The 17,512-nt window shown below is 70.0% G+C and carries 14 protein-coding genes; 9 read left to right on the top strand and 5 right to left on the bottom strand.

The genetic code is table 11. The features are described 5' to 3' along the window. The first annotated feature begins 77 nt into the window (after window positions 1-77). On the top strand, window positions 78-2,897 hold the full coding sequence (locus tag P2L57_RS12090; RefSeq protein WP_275812582.1) for a penicillin acylase family protein: 2,820 nt from the start codon (window positions 78-80) through the stop codon (window positions 2,895-2,897). Between the two features lie 134 nt (window positions 2,898-3,031). Here P2L57_RS12090 and P2L57_RS12085 read toward each other — a convergent pair whose 3' ends face one another. Beyond that, window positions 3,032-4,237 (bottom strand): hypothetical protein, encoded by a 1,206-nt coding sequence (locus P2L57_RS12085; protein WP_275812580.1) that lies wholly within the window; start codon window positions 4,235-4,237, stop codon window positions 3,032-3,034. 202 nt (window positions 4,238-4,439) lie between these two features. Here P2L57_RS12085 and P2L57_RS12080 point away from each other — a divergent pair, with 202 nt between their 5' ends. From P2L57_RS12080 to P2L57_RS12065, 4 genes are all read left to right on the top strand, one after another. After that, window positions 4,440-5,222, top strand: a complete 783-nt coding sequence (locus tag P2L57_RS12080) for an SDR family oxidoreductase (RefSeq protein ID WP_275812577.1) — start codon at window positions 4,440-4,442, stop codon at window positions 5,220-5,222. Beyond that, window positions 5,219-6,883 carry an AMP-binding protein gene (locus tag P2L57_RS12075; protein WP_275812573.1) on the top strand — a complete coding sequence of 555 codons (1,665 nt, stop codon included), beginning with the start codon at window positions 5,219-5,221 and terminating at the stop codon, window positions 6,881-6,883. Before P2L57_RS12080 ends, P2L57_RS12075 begins: the two co-directional genes overlap by 4 nt. A 77-nt stretch (window positions 6,884-6,960) precedes the next feature. Beyond that, window positions 6,961-7,557 (top strand): TetR/AcrR family transcriptional regulator, encoded by a 597-nt coding sequence (locus P2L57_RS12070; protein WP_275812570.1) that lies wholly within the window; start codon window positions 6,961-6,963, stop codon window positions 7,555-7,557. 16 nt (window positions 7,558-7,573) lie between these two features. Beyond that, window positions 7,574-8,560: an NADPH:quinone oxidoreductase family protein gene (locus P2L57_RS12065; RefSeq protein WP_275812567.1), complete on the top strand. Its 987-nt coding sequence runs from the start codon at window positions 7,574-7,576 to the stop codon at window positions 8,558-8,560. Window positions 8,561-8,710: 150 nt separating this feature from the next. Here P2L57_RS12065 and P2L57_RS12060 read toward each other — a convergent pair whose 3' ends face one another. Together P2L57_RS12060 and P2L57_RS12055 are read right to left on the bottom strand one after the other, a co-directional pair. After that, window positions 8,711-9,919, bottom strand: a complete 1,209-nt coding sequence (locus tag P2L57_RS12060) for an acyl-CoA dehydrogenase family protein (RefSeq protein ID WP_275812564.1) — start codon at window positions 9,917-9,919, stop codon at window positions 8,711-8,713. A gap of 96 nt (window positions 9,920-10,015) precedes the next feature. Next, window positions 10,016-11,041: a phosphotransferase family protein gene (locus P2L57_RS12055; RefSeq protein ID WP_275812562.1), complete on the bottom strand. Its 1,026-nt coding sequence runs from the start codon at window positions 11,039-11,041 to the stop codon at window positions 10,016-10,018. A gap of 163 nt (window positions 11,042-11,204) precedes the next feature. Here P2L57_RS12055 and P2L57_RS12050 point away from each other — a divergent pair, with 163 nt between their 5' ends. Further along, on the top strand, window positions 11,205-11,969 hold the full coding sequence (locus P2L57_RS12050; protein ID WP_275812560.1) for an SDR family NAD(P)-dependent oxidoreductase: 765 nt from the start codon (window positions 11,205-11,207) through the stop codon (window positions 11,967-11,969). A 79-nt stretch (window positions 11,970-12,048) separates the two neighbouring features. Next, complete coding sequence (locus P2L57_RS12045) at window positions 12,049-13,383, top strand: glucarate dehydratase family protein (protein ID WP_275812557.1); 1,335 nt, start codon at window positions 12,049-12,051, stop codon at window positions 13,381-13,383. Between the two features lie 78 nt (window positions 13,384-13,461). Here P2L57_RS12045 and P2L57_RS12040 read toward each other — a convergent pair whose 3' ends face one another. After that, a complete protein-coding gene (locus tag P2L57_RS12040; protein WP_275812554.1) occupies window positions 13,462-14,862 on the bottom strand; it encodes a GntT/GntP/DsdX family permease in 1,401 nt (466 codons plus the stop codon). A gap of 39 nt (window positions 14,863-14,901) precedes the next feature. Further along, the gene (locus P2L57_RS12035) at window positions 14,902-15,396 is read right to left on the bottom strand and encodes a gluconokinase (RefSeq protein WP_275812551.1); all 495 of its coding nucleotides are present in this window, start codon (window positions 15,394-15,396) and stop codon (window positions 14,902-14,904) included. 117 nt (window positions 15,397-15,513) lie between these two features. Between P2L57_RS12035 and P2L57_RS12030 the strand changes: the two genes are divergently transcribed. Together P2L57_RS12030 and nicT are read left to right on the top strand one after the other, a co-directional pair. Beyond that, on the top strand, window positions 15,514-16,230 hold the full coding sequence (locus P2L57_RS12030; RefSeq protein WP_275812549.1) for a FadR/GntR family transcriptional regulator: 717 nt from the start codon (window positions 15,514-15,516) through the stop codon (window positions 16,228-16,230). Between the two features lie 152 nt (window positions 16,231-16,382). After that, a complete protein-coding gene (gene nicT / locus P2L57_RS12025) occupies window positions 16,383-17,507 on the top strand; it encodes a Nickel transporter NicT (RefSeq protein ID WP_275812546.1) in 1,125 nt (374 codons plus the stop codon). Window positions 17,508-17,512: the final 5 nt, after the last annotated feature.

Raw genomic sequence — 17,512 nt, 5'->3', positions numbered from 1 at the left:
ACGTGACGTGTGTTCACCTTCCCGCATGGCCCTACCGCCGGTAACGTCCGTCGCATTCCCCTCAGGGAGGAGCAGGAATGCGACGACGCACCCCCACTCTCAGATCTGCGGCGGCAACCACGCTGCTCGCGCTCGGCGTCACCCTGATCGCGCCGGTACCCCACGCGGCCGTCGCCGCCGACCCCGGCAAGGACTACTGCCAGGGCCAGTGCGACGACGTCCTGCCGCCCGGCGAGAACGGAAACGCCACCCTCGCCGACATCCTCGGCAACAAGTTGTTCGGCACCCACCCGGCGCACAGCACCGACCAACTCGGCACCTACGGCGCCCTACCCGGCGGCTACGGCTCACTGACCGACGCCACCATCGGCGACTTCTACAACAGCTCCTCGTTCGGCGTCCCGCCGGACCAGGTGGAATCCGTGCAGAGCCCGCGCTCCGACGTCACCATCACCCGCGACAAGGCCACCGGCATCCCGCACATCAAGGGCACCACCCGCACCGGCACCGAGTTCGGCGCCGGATACGCCGCGGCGCAGGACCGGCTCTGGCTGATGGATCTCTTCCGGCATGTCGGCCGCGGTGAGTTGACCTCCTTCGCGGGCGGCGCCGCCGCCAACCAGGGCCTTGAGCAGCAGTTCTACAGCGCCGCCCCCTACACCGAGGCCGACCTGCAGGCCCAGGCGGACCGGCTTGTCAAGTCCAACGGGGCACGCGGGAGACAGGCGCTCGCCGACGCGCAGTCCTATGTGGCCGGTATCAACACCTACATCAGCCAGGCCAAACCCGGCCGGTACTTCCCCGGCGAGTACGACCTCACCGGCCATATCGACCCCATCACCAACGTCGGAGAGATCGAACCGTTCAAGCTGACCGACCTGATCGCGCTGGGCTCGGTGGTCGGCGCGCTCTTCGGCTCGGGCGGCGGTGGCCAGGTGCAGTCCGCACTCGCCCTGCAGGCCGCACAGCACAAGTACGGGCTCGCCGAGGGCACCAAGGTCTGGGAGTCCTTCCGCGAGCGCAACGACCCCGAAGCGGTCCTGACCTTGCACGACGGGCAGAGCTTCCCCTACGCGGACCAGCCCGCCCACGCCCAGGGCGAGGCCCTGCCCGACCCGGGCTCGGTCACCCCGGAGCCCCTCGTCTACGACCGCACCGGCTCCGCCGCCGCCAGGAACGGGGCGCCCGCCCGGACCCCGGTACGCGCCCCGGCGAAACTGCGGCCGCTGCAGGGCATGTTCGACAACGGCGTACTTCCCGGCAACCTGTTCTCCTCGCCCAAGAAGGGCATGTCCAACGCGCTGCTGGTCTCCGGCAGGTACACCGCGAGCGGCCACCCCGTCGCCGTGTTCGGCCCGCAGACCGGCTACTTCGCACCCCAACTGCTGATACGTGAGGAACTGCAGGGCCCGGGCATCAGCGCCCGAGGTGCGGCCTTCGCCGGACTGAGCATGTACGTCGAACTCGGCCGCGGCCAGGACTACGCGTGGAGCGCCACCTCCGCGGGCCAGGACATCACCGACACCTACGCCGTCGAACTGTGCGACCCGAGCGGTAACAAGCCCACCACCCAGTCCAACTCCTACCTGTGGCACGGAAGCTGCGTGCCGTTCGAGAAGCTGGAGCGCACCGACGCCTGGTCGCCGACGCTCGCCGACTCCACGGCCGCGGGCTCGTACCGGATGCAGGTCTACCGCACCAGGTACGGTCTGGTGACCGCCCGTGCCACGGTCGGCGGCAACCCCGTCGCGTACACCTCGCTGCGCAGCTCGTACCAGCACGAGGCCGACTCGATCATCGGCTTCCAGATGCTCAACGACCCCGGCTGCGTGCATGACGCCCGGAGCTTCCAGAAGGCGGCGCAGCACATCAACTACACCTTCAACTGGTTCTACGCGGACTCCCGGGACATCGCCTACTACAACTCGGGCACCAACCCGGCACGGGCCGCGGGCGTCGACCCGGCGCTGCCGGTGCTCGCGGAGCAGCGCTACGAGTGGCGGGGCTTCAACCCGGCCGACAACACCTCCGCGGCCACCCCGCCGTCCCAGCATCCGCAGTCCATCGACCAGAACTACTACGTCTCCTGGAACAACAAGCAGGCCAGGGACTACAGCACATCCGGGTTCGGCGACGGGTCCCTGCACCGCGCCAACCTGCTCGACGACCGGGTCAAGCGGCTCGTCAAGCAGGGCGGCGTCACCCGTGCAGCGCTCACCCAGGCGATGGCCGACGCCGCCGTCACCGACCTGCGCGGTGAGGACGTGCTTCCCGAGCTGCTCGCCGTGCTGCGCAGCAAGCCCATCACCGATCCGCAGCTCGCCAACACCGTGCAGGAGCTGGCGAACTGGAGCAGCGACGACGCCAAGCGCCAGGAGACCTCGCCCGGCTCGCACACCTACGCCGACTCCGACGCGGTCCGCGTCATGGACGCCTGGTGGCCGCTGCTCGTCAAGGGCGAGTTCGAGCCCGGTCTGGGCAGCGATCTGTACAACGCGCTGACCGCCAACCTGGGGGTCGACGAATCGCCCTCGGCCGGGCACGGACCGACCGGCTCGCACGCCGGAAGCTCGTTCCAGTTCGGCTGGTGGTCCTACGTGGACAAGGACCTGCGGGCGCTGCTCGGCAAGCCGGTCAAGGGCGGCTTCGCCCAGAAGTACTGTGGCAACGGCGATGTCGCAGCCTGCCAGTCGATGCTGCTGACCACCCTCAAGCAGGCCGTGGCCACCCCGGCGAACCAGGTCTACCCGGGCGACGGCGGCGGCTGCGCGGCGGGCGACCAGTGGTGCGCGGACAGCATCGTCCAGCGTCCGCTCGGCGGCGTCGGCGACGACCGGATCTCCTGGCAGAACCGTCCGACATACCAGCAGGTCGTCGAATTCCCCGCACACCGCTAGGAGTTCACCACCACGCGTGCGTTCCCGGCCTTCCGGGAGCGCACGTGCGGTATTCGTCGTGAAGGGAACCACCACGAGATGCGGACCGGCGGCCGGACGACACCTGCGAACCCTCACGGAACTCGGCGGACCGGCTAATGCGGAATCCGCCCCGCCAGCAGCACCACCCGCGCCAGGTCCGCATGGCAGATGTCCATATGCGCACCCATCGGCGGATAGCCGCGCCGGACCACGCTGGAGGCGTCCACGCTCACCAGGCCGGACTCCGGAAAGCGCCGCCCGGCCCTCGGCGAGGTGTCGGCCAGTGTGAGGCGGACCGCGTCGTCCGCCGAAGGGATCCCTTCGTAGCCCACGGCGGCCGGGCCTCCGGTGCTGCCGGACGCTCGCCAGGCCAGCGGATACAGCGTGCCGAGGCCGTCGTCGTACCGCGAATGGCACACCACCAGCGGCCCGTTGACCCGCCGCGGCGCGCCGCGCAGCGTGCCCGGCGGAAAGGTGCCCTGCAGCAGGGTCACCGAGGCGGCGGACGAGGTGGCGGCACGCAGCCCGGCCAGCACCAGCCGTGCGCCCAAGCCGTGGCCGAGCAGATGGATCCGTACGTCCGAGGCCACGTCGGCGAGTTGGTCAAGCAGCGCGGCAAGCCCCGACTCGCCCATGACGTCCGCCTGCTGGCACATCCGGTAGTAGGCGAGCTGGCGCAGCACTTCGCGGGCGCCGCTCCACCGGCGGAACGAGGGGGCGTCCGCTGATCCCTCGCGCGCCAACGGGACCGTTTCCGCGCCGGTGCTCTCCAGCGCCGCGGCGAACTCCTCGCAGATCCGCTCGGCGTCACCGGTCAGCATCGCCAGCCGGGCTTCGGGCGCGAACCGCCGCGCCAGCTCAAAGAAATCCGCCAGGCGGTCCGGGGACGCCGGTCGCTCGCGCAGCAGCGCCGCCATGCGCCGTACCTCCTGGGCCCGCGCGGGAAAGAGCTTGACGAGACCGTCCAGAGTGTCCTTGTCGACTCCGCGTTGGATCGCCAGGTTCGCGGCCTGTTCGGCGAGCACCGAGGGCCGGTAGTCCACCAGCGGCTCCTCGAGGAACCGCAGCGAGGGCCAGAACACGCCCGCGTATCCCACCGTGGCGGCCGGACGGCGGCGTTCCAGCAGGGCGGGGAACGGGGTGAAGAAGCGGCGGTAGACGCGGACGGCGGTGGTCAGGTCGTTGTTCCAGCCGTGCGCGAAGACGATCAGGTCGGTGATCCCGGCCCCTGCCGCGCCCAGTATCAGCCGGTCGCGCTGTTCGGCGTCGGCGCTGCCCTCCGTGTCGAAGGTCACCGTCCAGTACGGATCGACACCCATGGCCCCCATTGGCCTGCCGCCCCCTGCCGTTCCTACCCGCGCCGAGCTGGCCCCTGACCAGTGTGAGCTGCACTCATCGCCACCGGAAGACGCTGTTCCGGCCAGCTGCCTGTGAAGTTGACCCTTCCCGATGCCATACCGACTGGTTAGTATGCGTGCTGTCGCAGACGGGGGCGATCCGACGAACCGAAGGGACTCCGGCGTGGGCGCGCACCAGGACACACGGATTGTCGTCACCGGGGCAGGACGCGGCATCGGTGCCGCCCTGGCCCGTAGATTCGCTGCCGAAGGGGCCCGCGTCGTGGTCAACGACCTGGACGCCGACGCCGCGAAGTCCGTCGCCGAGGAGATCGGCGGGGCCGCCGTCCCCGGTGACGCCGCCGGCGAGCGCGGCGTCGCCGAACTGATCCGGCAGGCCCGCACCGCGCTCGACGGGCCGATCGACATCTACTGCGCCAACGCGGGCGTGCCGACCGGCGGCGGCCCCGAGGCGTCGGAGGAGGACTGGGCACAGGCCTGGGACGTCAATGTGATGTCCCATGTGCGCGCCGCGCGGGCACTGCTGCCCGAGTGGCTGGACCGGGGCAAGGGCCGGTTCGTCGCCACGGTCTCCGCCGCCGGGTTGCTGACCATGATCGGCGCGGCCCCGTACTCGGTGACCAAGCACGGTGCGCTCGCCTTCGCCGAGTGGCTGTCGCTGACCTACCGGCACCGCGGCGTCGGCGTGCATGCGGTCTGCCCGCAGGGAGTCCGCACGAACATGCTGGACAGCACCGGCGCCGAAGGGGAGTTGGTGCTGACTCCCACGGCGATCGAGCCCGAGCAGGTCGCCGACGCGGTGCTCGCCGGAATCGCCGACGAGCGCTTCCTGATCCTGCCGCACCCCGAGGTCGCCGAGTACTACGCGAACCGCGCCACCAACCCGGACCGCTGGCTGGGGGGAATGAACAAGCTGCAGCGCCGGCTTGACGGCGGCCAGGCATGAAGTACGCGGACAAGCCGTGGCTCCAGCACCTCAGCGCCGAGCAGCTCGCCCCGCCCGATCCGCCGCCCAGCATGCTGCACGCGTTCCGTGCATCGGCGCGGCGGGTGCCGGACCGCACCGCGCTCGCCTACTTCGACGGACGTCTGACGTACGCCCAGGCCGACGAACTGTCCGACGGCATCGCCAACCACCTGCTGTCCCACGGGTTCCGGCGCGGCGACCGCGCCGCGATCGTCCTGCAGAACATCCCGCAGTTCGTTCTCGCGCTGCTCGGCGCCTGGAAGGCGGGTGGCGTCGCGGTGCCGGTCAGCCCGATGTACAAGAACCGGGAGCTCGGCCACGTGCTGCGGGACGCGCAGGTGACCGCGCTGGTCTGCCATGAGCGCGCATGGCGGTCGTACATCCGTGAGACCGCCGCCGACTCGCCGGTCGGGATCGCCCTGACCACCAGCGAGTTGGATCTGCAGAGCCGCAACGACCACCGGGTGCTGCCCACCGACGAGCGGATCCGCCCCGACGACACCCCCGACCTGCTGGCCGCCGCCCGCGACGCGGCGGGAGCACCGCCGCCGGATCCCGCCCTCGCGTCCGACGACGCCGCGCTGCTCACCTACACCTCGGGCACCACCGGCACCCCCAAGGGCGCCATGAACACCCACGGCAACATGGCGTACAACGCCCAACGCCAGTGCCGCGTCCTCGCACTGCCCGACGGCGCCACGATCTTCGCGCTCGCGCCGCTGTTCCACATCAGCGGGATGGTCTCCCAACTCGCGGCCGCCCTCGCGGGCGCGTCGACGCTCGCACTGGCCTACCGGTTCGAGACGGGCGTCGTACTGGACGCCATCCGCGAGCACCGGCCCGCCTACATGGTCGGCCCGTCCACCGCCTACATCGCGCTGATGTCCAGGCCCGACACCACCGCCGACGACTTCGCCTCCTTCCGGTCGGTCAGCTCCGGCGGCGCCCCGCTGCCGCCGGCGATCGTCGAGGAGTTCCGGCAGCGCTACGGCCACTACGTGCGCAACGGCTACGGGCTCACCGAGTGCACCGGTGCCTGCGCCAACGTTCCGCCCGGCAAAAAGGCCCCGGTGGACCCGGTCACCGGCACGCTGGCGGTGGGCGTCCCCGGTCCCGACACGGTGATCCGGATCATCGGCGAGACGGGACACGACGTGCCGTTCGGCGAGCACGGCGAGATCGCGGTGCGCGGCCCCATGGTGGTACCCGGCTACTGGCAGCGACCCGAGGAGTCGGCCGCCGCGCTGCCGGACGGTGAACTGCGCACCGGCGACATCGGGTTCATGGACGAGACGGGTTGGCTGTACGTGGTCGACCGCAAGAAGGACATGATCAGTGCCTCCGGTTTCAAGGTCTGGCCGCGCGAGGTAGAGGACGTCCTCTACACCCACCCGGCCGTCCGCGAAGCGGCGGTCGTCGGCGTTCCCGATCCGTACCGGGGCGAGACCGTCAAGGCGTACGTGAGCCTCAAACCGGGTACTTCCGCCGATCCCGACGAACTGGTCGCGCACTGCAAGGACCGGCTGGCGGCCTACAAGTACCCGCGCGAGGTGGAACTGCTCACCGAACTGCCGAAGAACGCCAGCGGCAAGATCCTGCGCCGTGAGCTGCGCGGGGTACCGGGTCAACGGCAGGGCTAGATGCGTACCGGTCGGTACGCTGGCAGTCGATCCGGCACCGCGGGGTACGCGGCTGTACGTAGAGGAAGGGAACGGCCATGGCACACGGGGGCAACACCAAGGCGGCCGCGGTACCGCAACGGCTGCTGGCCGAGGCCACCCGCCTCTTCGCCGACCGGGGCTTCGACCGCACCTCCGTCCAGGAGATCGTCGAGGCCGCCGGGGTGACCAAGGGCGCGCTGTACCACTACTTCGGCAGCAAGGACGACCTGCTGCACGAGGTGTACGCCCGGGTGCTGCGACTGCAGACCGAACGGCTGGAGGAGATCGCCTCGGGAACCGGGACGGTGGCGGAACGGCTGCACCGCGCCGCCGCCGACGTCGTGGTGACCAGCATCGAGAACCTCGACGACACCAAGATTTTCTTCCGGTCGATGCACCAGCTCAGCCCGGAGAAGCAGAAGGCGGTACGAGCCGAACGCCGCCGCTACCACGAGCGGTTCCGCGCGCTGGTCGAGGAGGGCCGGCGGCAGGGGACCTTCCGCGCCGAGCTGCGCCCCGATCTCGTCGTGGACTTCTTCTTCGGCTCGGTTCACCACCTGGGCACCTGGTACCGCGAGGGCGGGCCGCTGTCCGCCGCCCAGGTGGCCGAGGAGTTCGCAGATCTGCTGCTGTACTCGGTACGGCAGCCCTGAGGTTACGGAGACCCCTGTGAAGGCATGGCGCGTACACGAGACCGGTGAGCCGCGGGAGGCGATGCGCCTCGAAGAGGTCCCCGATCCGGTACCGGGACCTGGCGAAGTGCTGGTGCGGGTGCGCGCCGCCAACGTGAACTTCCCCGACGCGCTGCTGTGCCGCGGCCAGTACCAGATCCGCCCCGAGCCACCGTTCACCCCCGGCGTCGAACTGTGCGGGGAGATAAGGGCGTTGGGCGCAGGCGTCACCGGACTTGAGCCGGGCGCCCGGGTGATCGCCCCGGCCGCGCTGCCGGGCGGTGCGTTCGCCGAGCTGGCGGTCGTCAAGGCGTCCACCGTGCTGCCCGCGCCCGACGCCCTGGACGACGCCGAGGCCGCCGCGCTGCACATCGGCTACCAGACCGGATGGTTCGGGCTGCACCGCAGGGCCGCGCTGCGCGGCGGTGAGACGCTGCTGGTGCACGCGGCGGCGGGCGGCGTCGGGAGTGCCGCCGTACAGCTGGGCAAGGCCGCGGGTGCCACGGTGATCGCAGTGGTGGGCGGCGCGGAAAAGGCCGCCGCGGCGGCCAAGTTGGGCTGTGACATCGTGGTGGACCGGCGTACGGAGGACTTCGTCGCCGTCGTCAAGGAGGCGACCGGCGGACGCGGCGCCGATGTGGTCTATGACCCGGTGGGCGGCGAGGCCTACACCCGGTCCACCAAGTGCGTCGCCTTCGAGGGCCGGATCGTGGTGGTCGGCTTCACCAGCGGCACCATTCCCACCCCCGGCCTCAACCACGCCCTGGTCAAGAACTACTCGATCCTGGGCCTGCACTGGGGCCTGTACAACGCCCACGACCCGGCGGCGATCCGCCACTGCCACGACGAACTGACCCGCCTCGCGGCGGAGGGCACGGTGAAGCCCCTGGTGAGCGAGCGGCTTCCGCTGGCCGCCGCGGCGGACGCCGTACAACGGGTCGCCGACGGCACAACCACCGGCCGCCTGGTGGTCGTCCCCGACTGACGGAAGCCTGAATCGCCGGACGGGCCTTTTCTTTTGAGCCCGCCCGGCGATCTGCTTTTGAGCCCGCCCGGGATTTGCTTTTGAGCCCGTCCGGCGATTTGCCTTTGAGCCCGTCCGGCGATTGACGACAAATGGGCGGGCGGGACGGAACTACACGTACCGCCGCAACTCCCGCCGCGCCAGTGACCTCTTGTGCACCTCATCCGGCCCATCAGCAAGCCGCAGCGTCCGCGCCGCCGCCCAAAGCTCCGCGAGCGGGAAGTCCTGGCTGACCCCACCCGCACCGTGCACCTGGATCGCCCGGTCGATGATCCCCTGCACCGCCGCCGGTGTGGCGATCTTGATGGCCTGGATCTCGGTGTGCGCACCGCGGTTGCCGACGGTGTCCATCAGCCACGCGGTCTTCAGCACCAGCAGCCGCAACTGCTCGATCTCCACCCGCGCTTCGGCGATCCACTCCTGGACCACGCCCTGCGCGGCGATCGGCTTGCCGAAGGCGGTCCGGGAAGCGGCGCGACGGCACATCAACTCGACCGCACGCTCGGCCATGCCGATCAGCCGCATGCAGTGGTGGATCCGGCCGGGACCGAGCCGGGCCTGGGCGATGGCGAAGCCGCCGCCCTCCTCACCGATGAGGTTCGCCGCGGGGACCCGCACATCGTGGAAGAGCACCTCGGCATGGCCGCCGTGGTCTCCGTCGTCGTAGCCGAACACCCGCATGCCGCGCCGCACTTCGAGGCCGGGGGTGTCCCGTGGCACCAGGACCATGCTCTGCTGGTGGTGACGGTCCGCTGACGGGTCCGTCTTGCCCATGACGATGAAGATCCGGCAGTTGGGGTTCATCGCCCCGGAGATGTACCACTTGCGGCCGTTGATGACGTACTCGTCGCCAACACGCTCGATACGGGTTTCGATGTTCGTCGCATCAGAAGAGGCGACATCCGGCTCGGTCATCGCGAAGGCCGAACGGATCTCGCCCGCGAGCAGCGGCTCCAGCCAAGCCTTGCGCTGCTCCTCGGTGCCGAACTCGTTGAGCACCTCCATGTTCCCGGTGTCGGGAGCGGCGCAGTTGAGGGCCGGGGGCGCCAAGTTCGGACTGCGGCCGGTGATCTCGGCGAGCGGCGCGTACTGGAGATTGGTCAGACCGGCGCCGTTCTCGCCCGGCAGGAACAGGTTCCACAGCCCGCGCTTGCGGGCCTCGGCCTTCAACTCCGCCACGACCGGCGGCGGAGACCAGGGATCGTCGGCTTCCGCGCGCTGCTGGGCGAAGACCGGTTCGGCCGGGTGGACGAACTCGTCCATGAAGGCGAGCAGCCGCTCGCGCAGCTCCTCGGTGCGTGCGTCGTATCCGAAGTCCATGCCGTTCAGTCCTCTTCTCTTCTGGTCGGTCTTCCTGCTCGCTTACTCCGCGGACAACCTCGCTGCGCTCGGTCGGCCACTTCGCGCACTCGGGCGTCAGCCCTCCTTGAGGATGGTCAGTCCGCGGTCGATGAAGACCGGGACCAGCGTGCCGATACGGTCGAATCCCGCGCCCACGGTCTGGCCCAGGGTGAAGCGGTAGTGGATGCCCTCCAAGATCACCGCGAGCTTGAAGTAGGCGAACGCCGTGTACCAGGCGACCGCGGAGGTGTCCCGCCCGGAGCGCTGCGCGTAGCGGGAGATCAGCTCCGCGGGGTCGGGATGGCCGGGCGCCCCGCTGCTGGTGGGGACCGGTGAGTTCTCCACCGGCAGCCGCTCGCTGTACATCACCAGCAGGCCGAGGTCGGTGAGCGGGTCGCCCAGTGTGGACATCTCCCAGTCGAGTACCGCGCGGATGCGGTCGTCCGGACCGACCAGCACGTTGTCGAGCCGGTAGTCGCCGTGCACTACGGTGGGCGCGCCGGAGGCGGGCAGTCGTGCGCCGAGCCGGGTGCTCAGCTCGTCGATACCGGGCAGTTCACGGTTGCGGGAGGCGGCGAGTTGCTTGTTCCAGCGGCGCAACTGCCGTTCCAGGAAACCCTCCGGGCGCCCGAAGTCGGCGAGCCCGGCCGCGGCCGGATCCACCGCGTGCAGGTCCACCAGTGTGTCGACCAGGCTGAGCACCACACCGCGGGTGCGCTCCGGGCCCAGCGCGGCAAGCTGTTCCACGGTGCGGTACGGCGTGCCGTCCACGTGCTCCATCAGGTAGAACGGCGCACCGATCACCGTGTCGTCCTGGCCGAGCAGCAGCGGTTCCGGTACCGGTACCGGCGTGGGGTGCAGCCCGGCCAGCACGGTGAACTCGCGACCCATGTCATGCGCGGTGGCCAGCACGTGCCCGAGCGGCGGCCTGCGCACCACCCAACGGGAGGCGCCGTCGGTCACGGCGTACGTGAGGTTCGAGCGGCCGCCTTCTATCAGCCGTCCGGTCAGCGGCCCGGCGGTGAGTCCGGGCCGCTCGCGGTCCACGTGTGCGCGCAACCGCTCCAGATCCAGGCCGGGGGGATTGTCAGTCGTGGTCATCCGGCCATCATGCCGACCAGTCGGTATGGCGTCCAGAGGGGATCGCCGCAGGAGCGATTACGGGAACGTGTTCTAAGTCTCGGTGGTATCCGCTACCTTCGTGCCGCGATCAAGATCGAGCCAATCAGGGTGCGCCGGATACCGGCCACGGGGAGGGAACGCGGTGAATCGTTTCGAGGGGCGGAAAGTGCTGGTCACCGGTGCCGGGTCGGGCATCGGGCAGGCGGCCGCGCTGCGGCTGCTGGCCGAGGGCGCGGCGCTGGTGGCCGCCGACATCAGCGAGGACGGCCTGGAGCGGACGGCCTCCCTTGCTGACGCCGGGGGCCTGGCGGCGCGGCTGACCACCACCGCCTTGGACATCGCCGACGAGGCGGCCGTCGAGCGGGTGGTCGGCGACGTTGTGTCCAGCCTCGGCGGCCTCGACGTGCTGGTCAACGCGGCCGGAATCCTGTGCAGTTCGCACACCCACCAGATGTCGCTGGAGTTCTGGAACCGGATCATCGGGGTCAACCTCACCGGCACCTTCCTGGTGGCCCGCGCCGCACTGCCCGCCCTGCTGGAGACCGGTCGGGGTGTGGTGATCAACTTCAGCTCCACCTCGGCCTCGTTCGCGCACCCGTACATGGCCGCCTATGCGGCCAGCAAGGGCGGCATACAGTCCTTCACCCATGCCCTCGCGCTGGAGTACAGCAAGCAGGGCCTGCGTGCGGTGTGTGTCGCGCCCGGCAGCATCCAGTCCGGGATGACCACCGACCCCGGGCTGCCCGAGGACACCGACTGGAGCCTGCTGTCGAAGCTGCTCCCCGCCATCGGTGAGGGCTTCGCGCCGCCGGAGACGGTGGCCTCGGTCATCGCGATGCTGGCGTCCGATGACGGCGCGTTCATCACGGGCACCGAGATCAGGGTGGACGGCGGAACCCATATGTAAGGGGCCGTATCCGCATGTGAGGGACCGTATCTGCGGGGGCGTTGACGCTTGCTGCGGCATGCGCCTAGCCTCTGGTTCTATGGGTGAACGGCATTCACATACGAAAACAGCGGCTGCTGCTGGTGCCTCGGCGCTGACCATCGCCGAGGTACGGCTGACCCCGGTCCTGATCTCCGATCCGCCACTGCTGAACACCCAGGGCGTCCACCAGCCGTACACCCCACGCCTGATCGTCGAGGTGGTCACGGCGGACGGCGGCAGCGGAGTCGGCGAGACGTACGGCGACACCCGGTACCTCGATCTGGCCCGTCCGCTGGCCGCCGCACTGCCCGGAACCTCGGTCATGGATCTGAACGGGCTGTTCGCGCTGGCCGAGACGGTGTGCGGCGAGCCGGACGGGGTGTCCGACTCCGTCGACGTCGGCGGACTGCGTGGTGTGCAGACCGCCGACAAGTTGCGGCTGTCCGTCGTGTCCGGCTTCGAGGCCGCCTGCCTCGACGCGCTCGGCAAGGCGCTGGGCGTGCCCGTCCACACACTGCTCGGCGGGAAGGTGCGGGACCGCGTCGAGTACAGCGCGTACCTGTTCTACCGGTGGGCCGAACATCCGGCGGGCGAGACGCCCAAGGACGACTGGGGCGCGGCGCTCGACCCGGAGGGGATCGTGGCCCAGGCCCGGCGCTTCGCACGGGACTTCGGCTTCACCTCCTTCAAGCTCAAGGGCGGAGTGTTCCCGCCCGACGAGGAGATCGCCGCCGTCCGCGCACTGGCCGAGGCGTTTCCCGGACGGCCGCTGCGCCTCGATCCCAACGGCGCCTGGTCGGTGGAGACCTCGCGGTCCGTCGCCGCCCAACTCACGGGAGTGCTGGAGTACCTGGAGGATCCGGCGAGCGGTACCGCTCGTATGGCACGGGTGGCGGCGGACGGCGGGATGCCGTTGGCCACCAACATGTGCGTGACGACCTTCGCGGAGATCCCCGAGGCGTTCCGCACCGGCGCGGTCCAGGTGGTGCTCTGCGACCACCACTACTGGGGCGGACTGCGCAGAACCCGCGAACTGGCCGCCGTCTGCCGTACGTTCGGGGTCAGCCTGTCCATGCACTCCAACACGCATCTGGGCATCAGCCTCGCCGCGATGACCCAGGTGGCGGCCACCGTCCCCGATCTCGCCTACGCGTGCGACTCGCACTATCCATGGCAGACGGAGGACGTCATCACGTCGCGGCACGCTTTCCAGGACGGTCATCTCACCGTCTCCGACGCGCCCGGCCTCGGCGTGGAACTCGACCGCACCGCCCTCCAGTCGCTCCACCAGCGGTGGCTGGACGACGACGGCGCCATGCGCGACCGCGACGACACCGCCGCGATGCGCGTGGCCGACCCGAACTGGGCCACCCCGACCGTCCCCCGCTGGTAGCCGCGGCCAACGCGAGGGGCCACCCCCTGCGCTCAGGGGGCGGCCCGTCGTACCGGTCCCGTGCGGGGCGCTGCCGCGCTACAACACCACGGACAGCGCCAGCACGAAGCCGAGGGCGACCACGGAGATAACCGTCTCCATCGTGGACCAGGACTTCAGGGTCTGCGGGACGTCCATCCCGAAGTACTCCTTGACCAGCCAGAACCCGGCGTCGTTGACGTGTGAGAAGAACAGCGAACCGGCGCCCACGGCAAGGACCAGCAGCGCCGTGTGGGTGCCGGACATGCCCGCGGCCAGCGGTGCGACCAGTCCGGCCGCCGAAATGGTGGCGACCGTCGCCGAGCCCGTGGCGACCCGGATCAGGACCGCGATCAGCCAGGCCAGCAGCAGCGGTGAAATATGCCACCCGTGCGACCAGTTGAGGATCATCTGGCCGATGCCGGAATCGACCAGCACCTGCTTGAAACCGCCGCCCGCGCCGACGATCAGGATGATGCCCGCGATCGGGCCGAGCGACCGCTCCACCGTCGCCGAGATCCGCTCCTTGCTGAACCCGGCCGGGCGCGCCAGCGTGAACATCCCCAGCATCACCGCGGCCAGCAGCGCGACCAAGGGCGTGCCGATCACGTCGAAGACCCGGTAGACCAGGCTGCTCTGGTTCTTCACCAGGACGTCGACGAGCGCCTTGGCGAGCATCAGCACCACCGGCAGCAGCATGGTGCACACGGTCGGCACGAAGCCCGGCCGCCGCTCCAGGTCGTCGGAGGCCCGGGCGGGCGTGAGGTTCTCCGGCGGAACGGCCTTCACCCAGCGGTCCGCGACCCGCCCGAAGAGCGGACCGGCGATGATCACCGTCGGCACGGCCACCAGAACGCCGAGCGCCAGCGTCGTGCCGAGGTTCGCGTGGATCGCGGCGACGGCGGCCAGCGGCCCGGGGTGCGGTGGCACCAGACCGTGCATGACCGACAGACCGGCCAGCGCCGGAATGCCCACCCGCATCAGCGACTGGTTGCCCCGTCGGGCGACCAGCAGCACCACGGGGATCAGCAGCACGATCCCGACCTCGAAGAACAACGGCAGTCCGATGAGCGCCGCGATCAGGGTCATCGCCCATGGCAGGCGCCGCTCGCTGGTCCTGGCCAGGATCGTGTCGACGATCTGGTCGGCGCCGCCGGAGTCGGCCAGCAGCTTGCCCAGTATCGCGCCCAGCGCGATCAGTACACCGGTGCTCGCGACCGTCGCACCGAGACCGGTGGTGAAGCTGGTGATCACCTTCGCCAGCGGCGCTCCCGCGACCGCGCCGAGCACGCCTGAACCAATGGTCAGGGCGAGGAAGGCATGCATCTTCCAGCGGGTGATCAGCAGCACGATGGCCGCGATGCCGACCAGCGCGGCGATACCGAGCTGGGTGTCACCGGCGCTGGTGATCGGCGGTGGGGCCGGGGTCGCGGCCAGCAGCTCGACGCTGAGTGCGGGCATGAGAACTCCGTAGAACGGGGGGACGGGGGAGGGGCGGTGCTAATCGGGCAGGGCTGCGAACGCCCGGTCGGTGATCTGGGCCGGGCCGCCTTCGATCGGGATCACGGCACCGGCCTCGTCCGGCTCCAGCGGTTCGAGTGCATCGAGCTGTGAGCGCAGCAGCCCGGCGGGCATGAAGTGCTCCATGCGCGCCGCGAGACGCGAGGCGATCAACTCGGGCGGGCCATCGAGATGGAGGAAGAAGAGGTCGGGAGCGGCGTCCCGGAGCCGGTCGCGGTAGCGCCGCCTGAGCGCCGAGCAACTGACGACGCCACCCTGTCCGGCCCGCTCCTCGATCCAGGCGGCGATGGCGTCCAGCCAGGGCTCCCGGTCGGCATCGTCCAACGGTTGCCCGGCCGACATCTTGGCGATGTTGGCGGGCGGGTGGAAGTCATCCGCCTCGGCGTAGGGGACACCGAGCCGTTCGGCGAGCAGTCCGCCCACTGTGGACTTGCCCGAACCGGACACGCCCATGACGACGACCATGTGTGACATCCGCGTGAGACCTCTTCCTCTGAATGACGCCGTTCAATAAACGCCATAGGTACTACTTATTCAAGAGCCTGTGACATAAAAGTCATACGAGAGTGATGACGGCATAGGCTGTCCCTCATGCCTCAGCAGGAAGCCCGCCAGGGCGAGGGCGGTCTGCACGCCCGTGTACTGGCCGAACTCGGCCCGGCCATCGCCTCGGGTGAGCACCCGCCCGGCACCGTGCTGCGCATCGACGAGTTGGAGCAGCACTACGGCGTCTCACGGACCGTCATCCGTGAGGCCGTCCGGGTCCTGGAGGCGATGCACCTGGTCGAGACCCGGCGCCGGGTCGGCATCACCGTGCGCCGCACCGAGGAGTGGAACGTCTTCGACCCGGCCGTCATCCGCTGGCGGCTGGCGGGCCCCGACCGCCCCCGCCAACTGCGCTCGCTGACCATGCTCCGTACCGCCGTCGAGCCGGTCGCCGCCGGGCTGGCCGCAGCGGCCGCCACCCCCGGCCAGTGCGGAAGCCTCACCGCCCTGGCCGCCGAGATGGCGGCCGCCGGCCGGGCCGGGGACCTGCAGGAGTATCTGGTCCATGACGTGGCGTTCCACCGGGTGGTGCTGGAAGCTTCGGGCAACGAGATGTTCGCCCGCCTCGGTGATGTGGTGGCCGAGGTGCTCGCCGGCCGTACCGAGCACCATGTGATGTTCAACGCCCCTGATCCGGCGGCGGTCACGCTGCACGTCCGGGTCGCCGAGGCGGTAAGGGCCCGGGACGCCGAGGGCGCGGAGCGGTTGATGCGGGAGATCTGCGTCGGCGCACTGCGTGAACTGGAGATCCTCGCGCCCTGACAGTGCTCCGGCGCGCCCCCGTGCCGCCTGTGACTTGTTATTGCGGGTAATGTGCAGCAGCGATTCAATGTCCACGGCGTCCTGATGGCAGCTGAGCTGCGCAGGAACCGCGCTCGCACACCGTCCGCACCGACGTCCAGGGGGACCCGACCATGGCGACAACCGGCCTTCAGCCTGCCCCGGCCCTGAGCCGAATACGTCAGTCCCTGACGCGCGCCGAGTGGGCGCGGCTCGGCGGCATGGCGGGGTTCATCCTGCTGCTGCACATCGTCGGCTTCGGCATCCTCGCCCTCGTGGTCCCCGAGCACTACAAGCTCGGCACCGGCGCCTTCGGCCTGGGCACCGGGCTGACCGCGTACACCCTGGGCATGCGGCACGCCTTCGACGCCGACCACATCGCGGCCATCGACAACACCACCCGCAAGCTGATGGCCGACGGGCAGCGGCCGCTGTCGGTGGGATTCTGGTTCTCGCTCGGCCACTCCTCCGTGGTCCTCGGACTGACCTTCCTGCTCGCGCTGGGTATCAGGGCGGTCGGTACCGGCCTGGCCGACGACAACTCCCAACTGCACAACGTCGGCGGCCTGATCGGCACGCTGGTCTCGGGCTTCTTCCTGGTGCTGATCGCCGCGATCAACCTGGTGGTACTCGTCGGCCTGGTCAAGGTGTTCCGCAGCATGCGGCGCGGCGAGTACGACGAGGCAGCGCTGGAGGAGCAACTCAACAAGCGCGGCTTCATGAACCGCATCCTCGGCCGGACCACCCAGGCGGTCCGCAAGCCCTGGCACATGTACCCGATCGGCTTCCTGTTCGGCCTCGGCTTCGACACCGTCACCGAAGTCAGCCTGCTCGTGATGGCCGCGGGCTCGGTCGCCTCCGGGCTGCCCTGGTACGCGATCATCTGCCTGCCGGTGCTGTTCGCCGCCGGGATGTCGCTGCTGGACACGATCGACGGCTCGTTCATGAACTTCGCGTACGGCTGGGCGTTCTCCAAACCGGTGCGCAAGGTCTACTACAACCTCACCATCACCGGACTGTCGATCGCGGTGGCGCTGATCATCGGCGGTATCGAACTGCTGGGGCTGATCGGTGACAAGCTCTCACTGACCGGCCCCTTCTGGGACTCGGTGGGCTCGATCGACCTCAACACCGTGGGCTTCTGGATCGTCGGGTTGTTCGTCGTCACCTGGGCCGTGGCGCTCGCGGTGTGGAAGTTCGCCCGCGTCGAGGAGAAGTGGGAGCACGGGATGCGCGCCGCCGAGGAACCCGCTCGGTAGCGCGG

The organism is Streptantibioticus ferralitis, assembly GCF_029223525.1.
In the GTDB taxonomy this organism is placed as follows: domain Bacteria; phylum Actinomycetota; class Actinomycetes; order Streptomycetales; family Streptomycetaceae; genus Streptantibioticus_A; species Streptantibioticus_A ferralitis.
The sequence above is the reverse complement of the archived record's forward strand: the minus strand, read 5'-3'. Positions and strand labels throughout refer to the sequence as shown.

Excerpts from the sequence above, each read along its gene's own strand:
- P2L57_RS12090 (WP_275812582.1), top strand. The coding sequence starts at position 78 with ATGCGACGACGCACCCCCACTCTCAGATCTGCGGCGGCAACCACGCTG.
- P2L57_RS12085 (WP_275812580.1), bottom strand. The coding sequence starts at position 4,237 with ATGGGTGTCGATCCGTACTGGACGGTGACCTTCGACACGGAGGGCAGC.
- P2L57_RS12075 (WP_275812573.1), top strand. The coding sequence starts at position 5,219 with ATGAAGTACGCGGACAAGCCGTGGCTCCAGCACCTCAGCGCCGAGCAG.
- P2L57_RS12070 (WP_275812570.1), top strand. The coding sequence starts at position 6,961 with ATGGCACACGGGGGCAACACCAAGGCGGCCGCGGTACCGCAACGGCTG.
- P2L57_RS12060 (WP_275812564.1), bottom strand. The coding sequence starts at position 9,919 with ATGGACTTCGGATACGACGCACGCACCGAGGAGCTGCGCGAGCGGCTG.
- P2L57_RS12055 (WP_275812562.1), bottom strand. The coding sequence starts at position 11,041 with ATGACCACGACTGACAATCCCCCCGGCCTGGATCTGGAGCGGTTGCGC.
- P2L57_RS12045 (WP_275812557.1), top strand. The coding sequence starts at position 12,049 with ATGGGTGAACGGCATTCACATACGAAAACAGCGGCTGCTGCTGGTGCC.
- P2L57_RS12040 (WP_275812554.1), bottom strand. The coding sequence starts at position 14,862 with ATGCCCGCACTCAGCGTCGAGCTGCTGGCCGCGACCCCGGCCCCACCG.
- P2L57_RS12035 (WP_275812551.1), bottom strand. The coding sequence starts at position 15,396 with ATGTCACACATGGTCGTCGTCATGGGCGTGTCCGGTTCGGGCAAGTCC.
- P2L57_RS12030 (WP_275812549.1), top strand. The coding sequence starts at position 15,514 with ATGCCTCAGCAGGAAGCCCGCCAGGGCGAGGGCGGTCTGCACGCCCGT.
- nicT (WP_275812546.1), top strand. The coding sequence starts at position 16,383 with ATGGCGACAACCGGCCTTCAGCCTGCCCCGGCCCTGAGCCGAATACGT.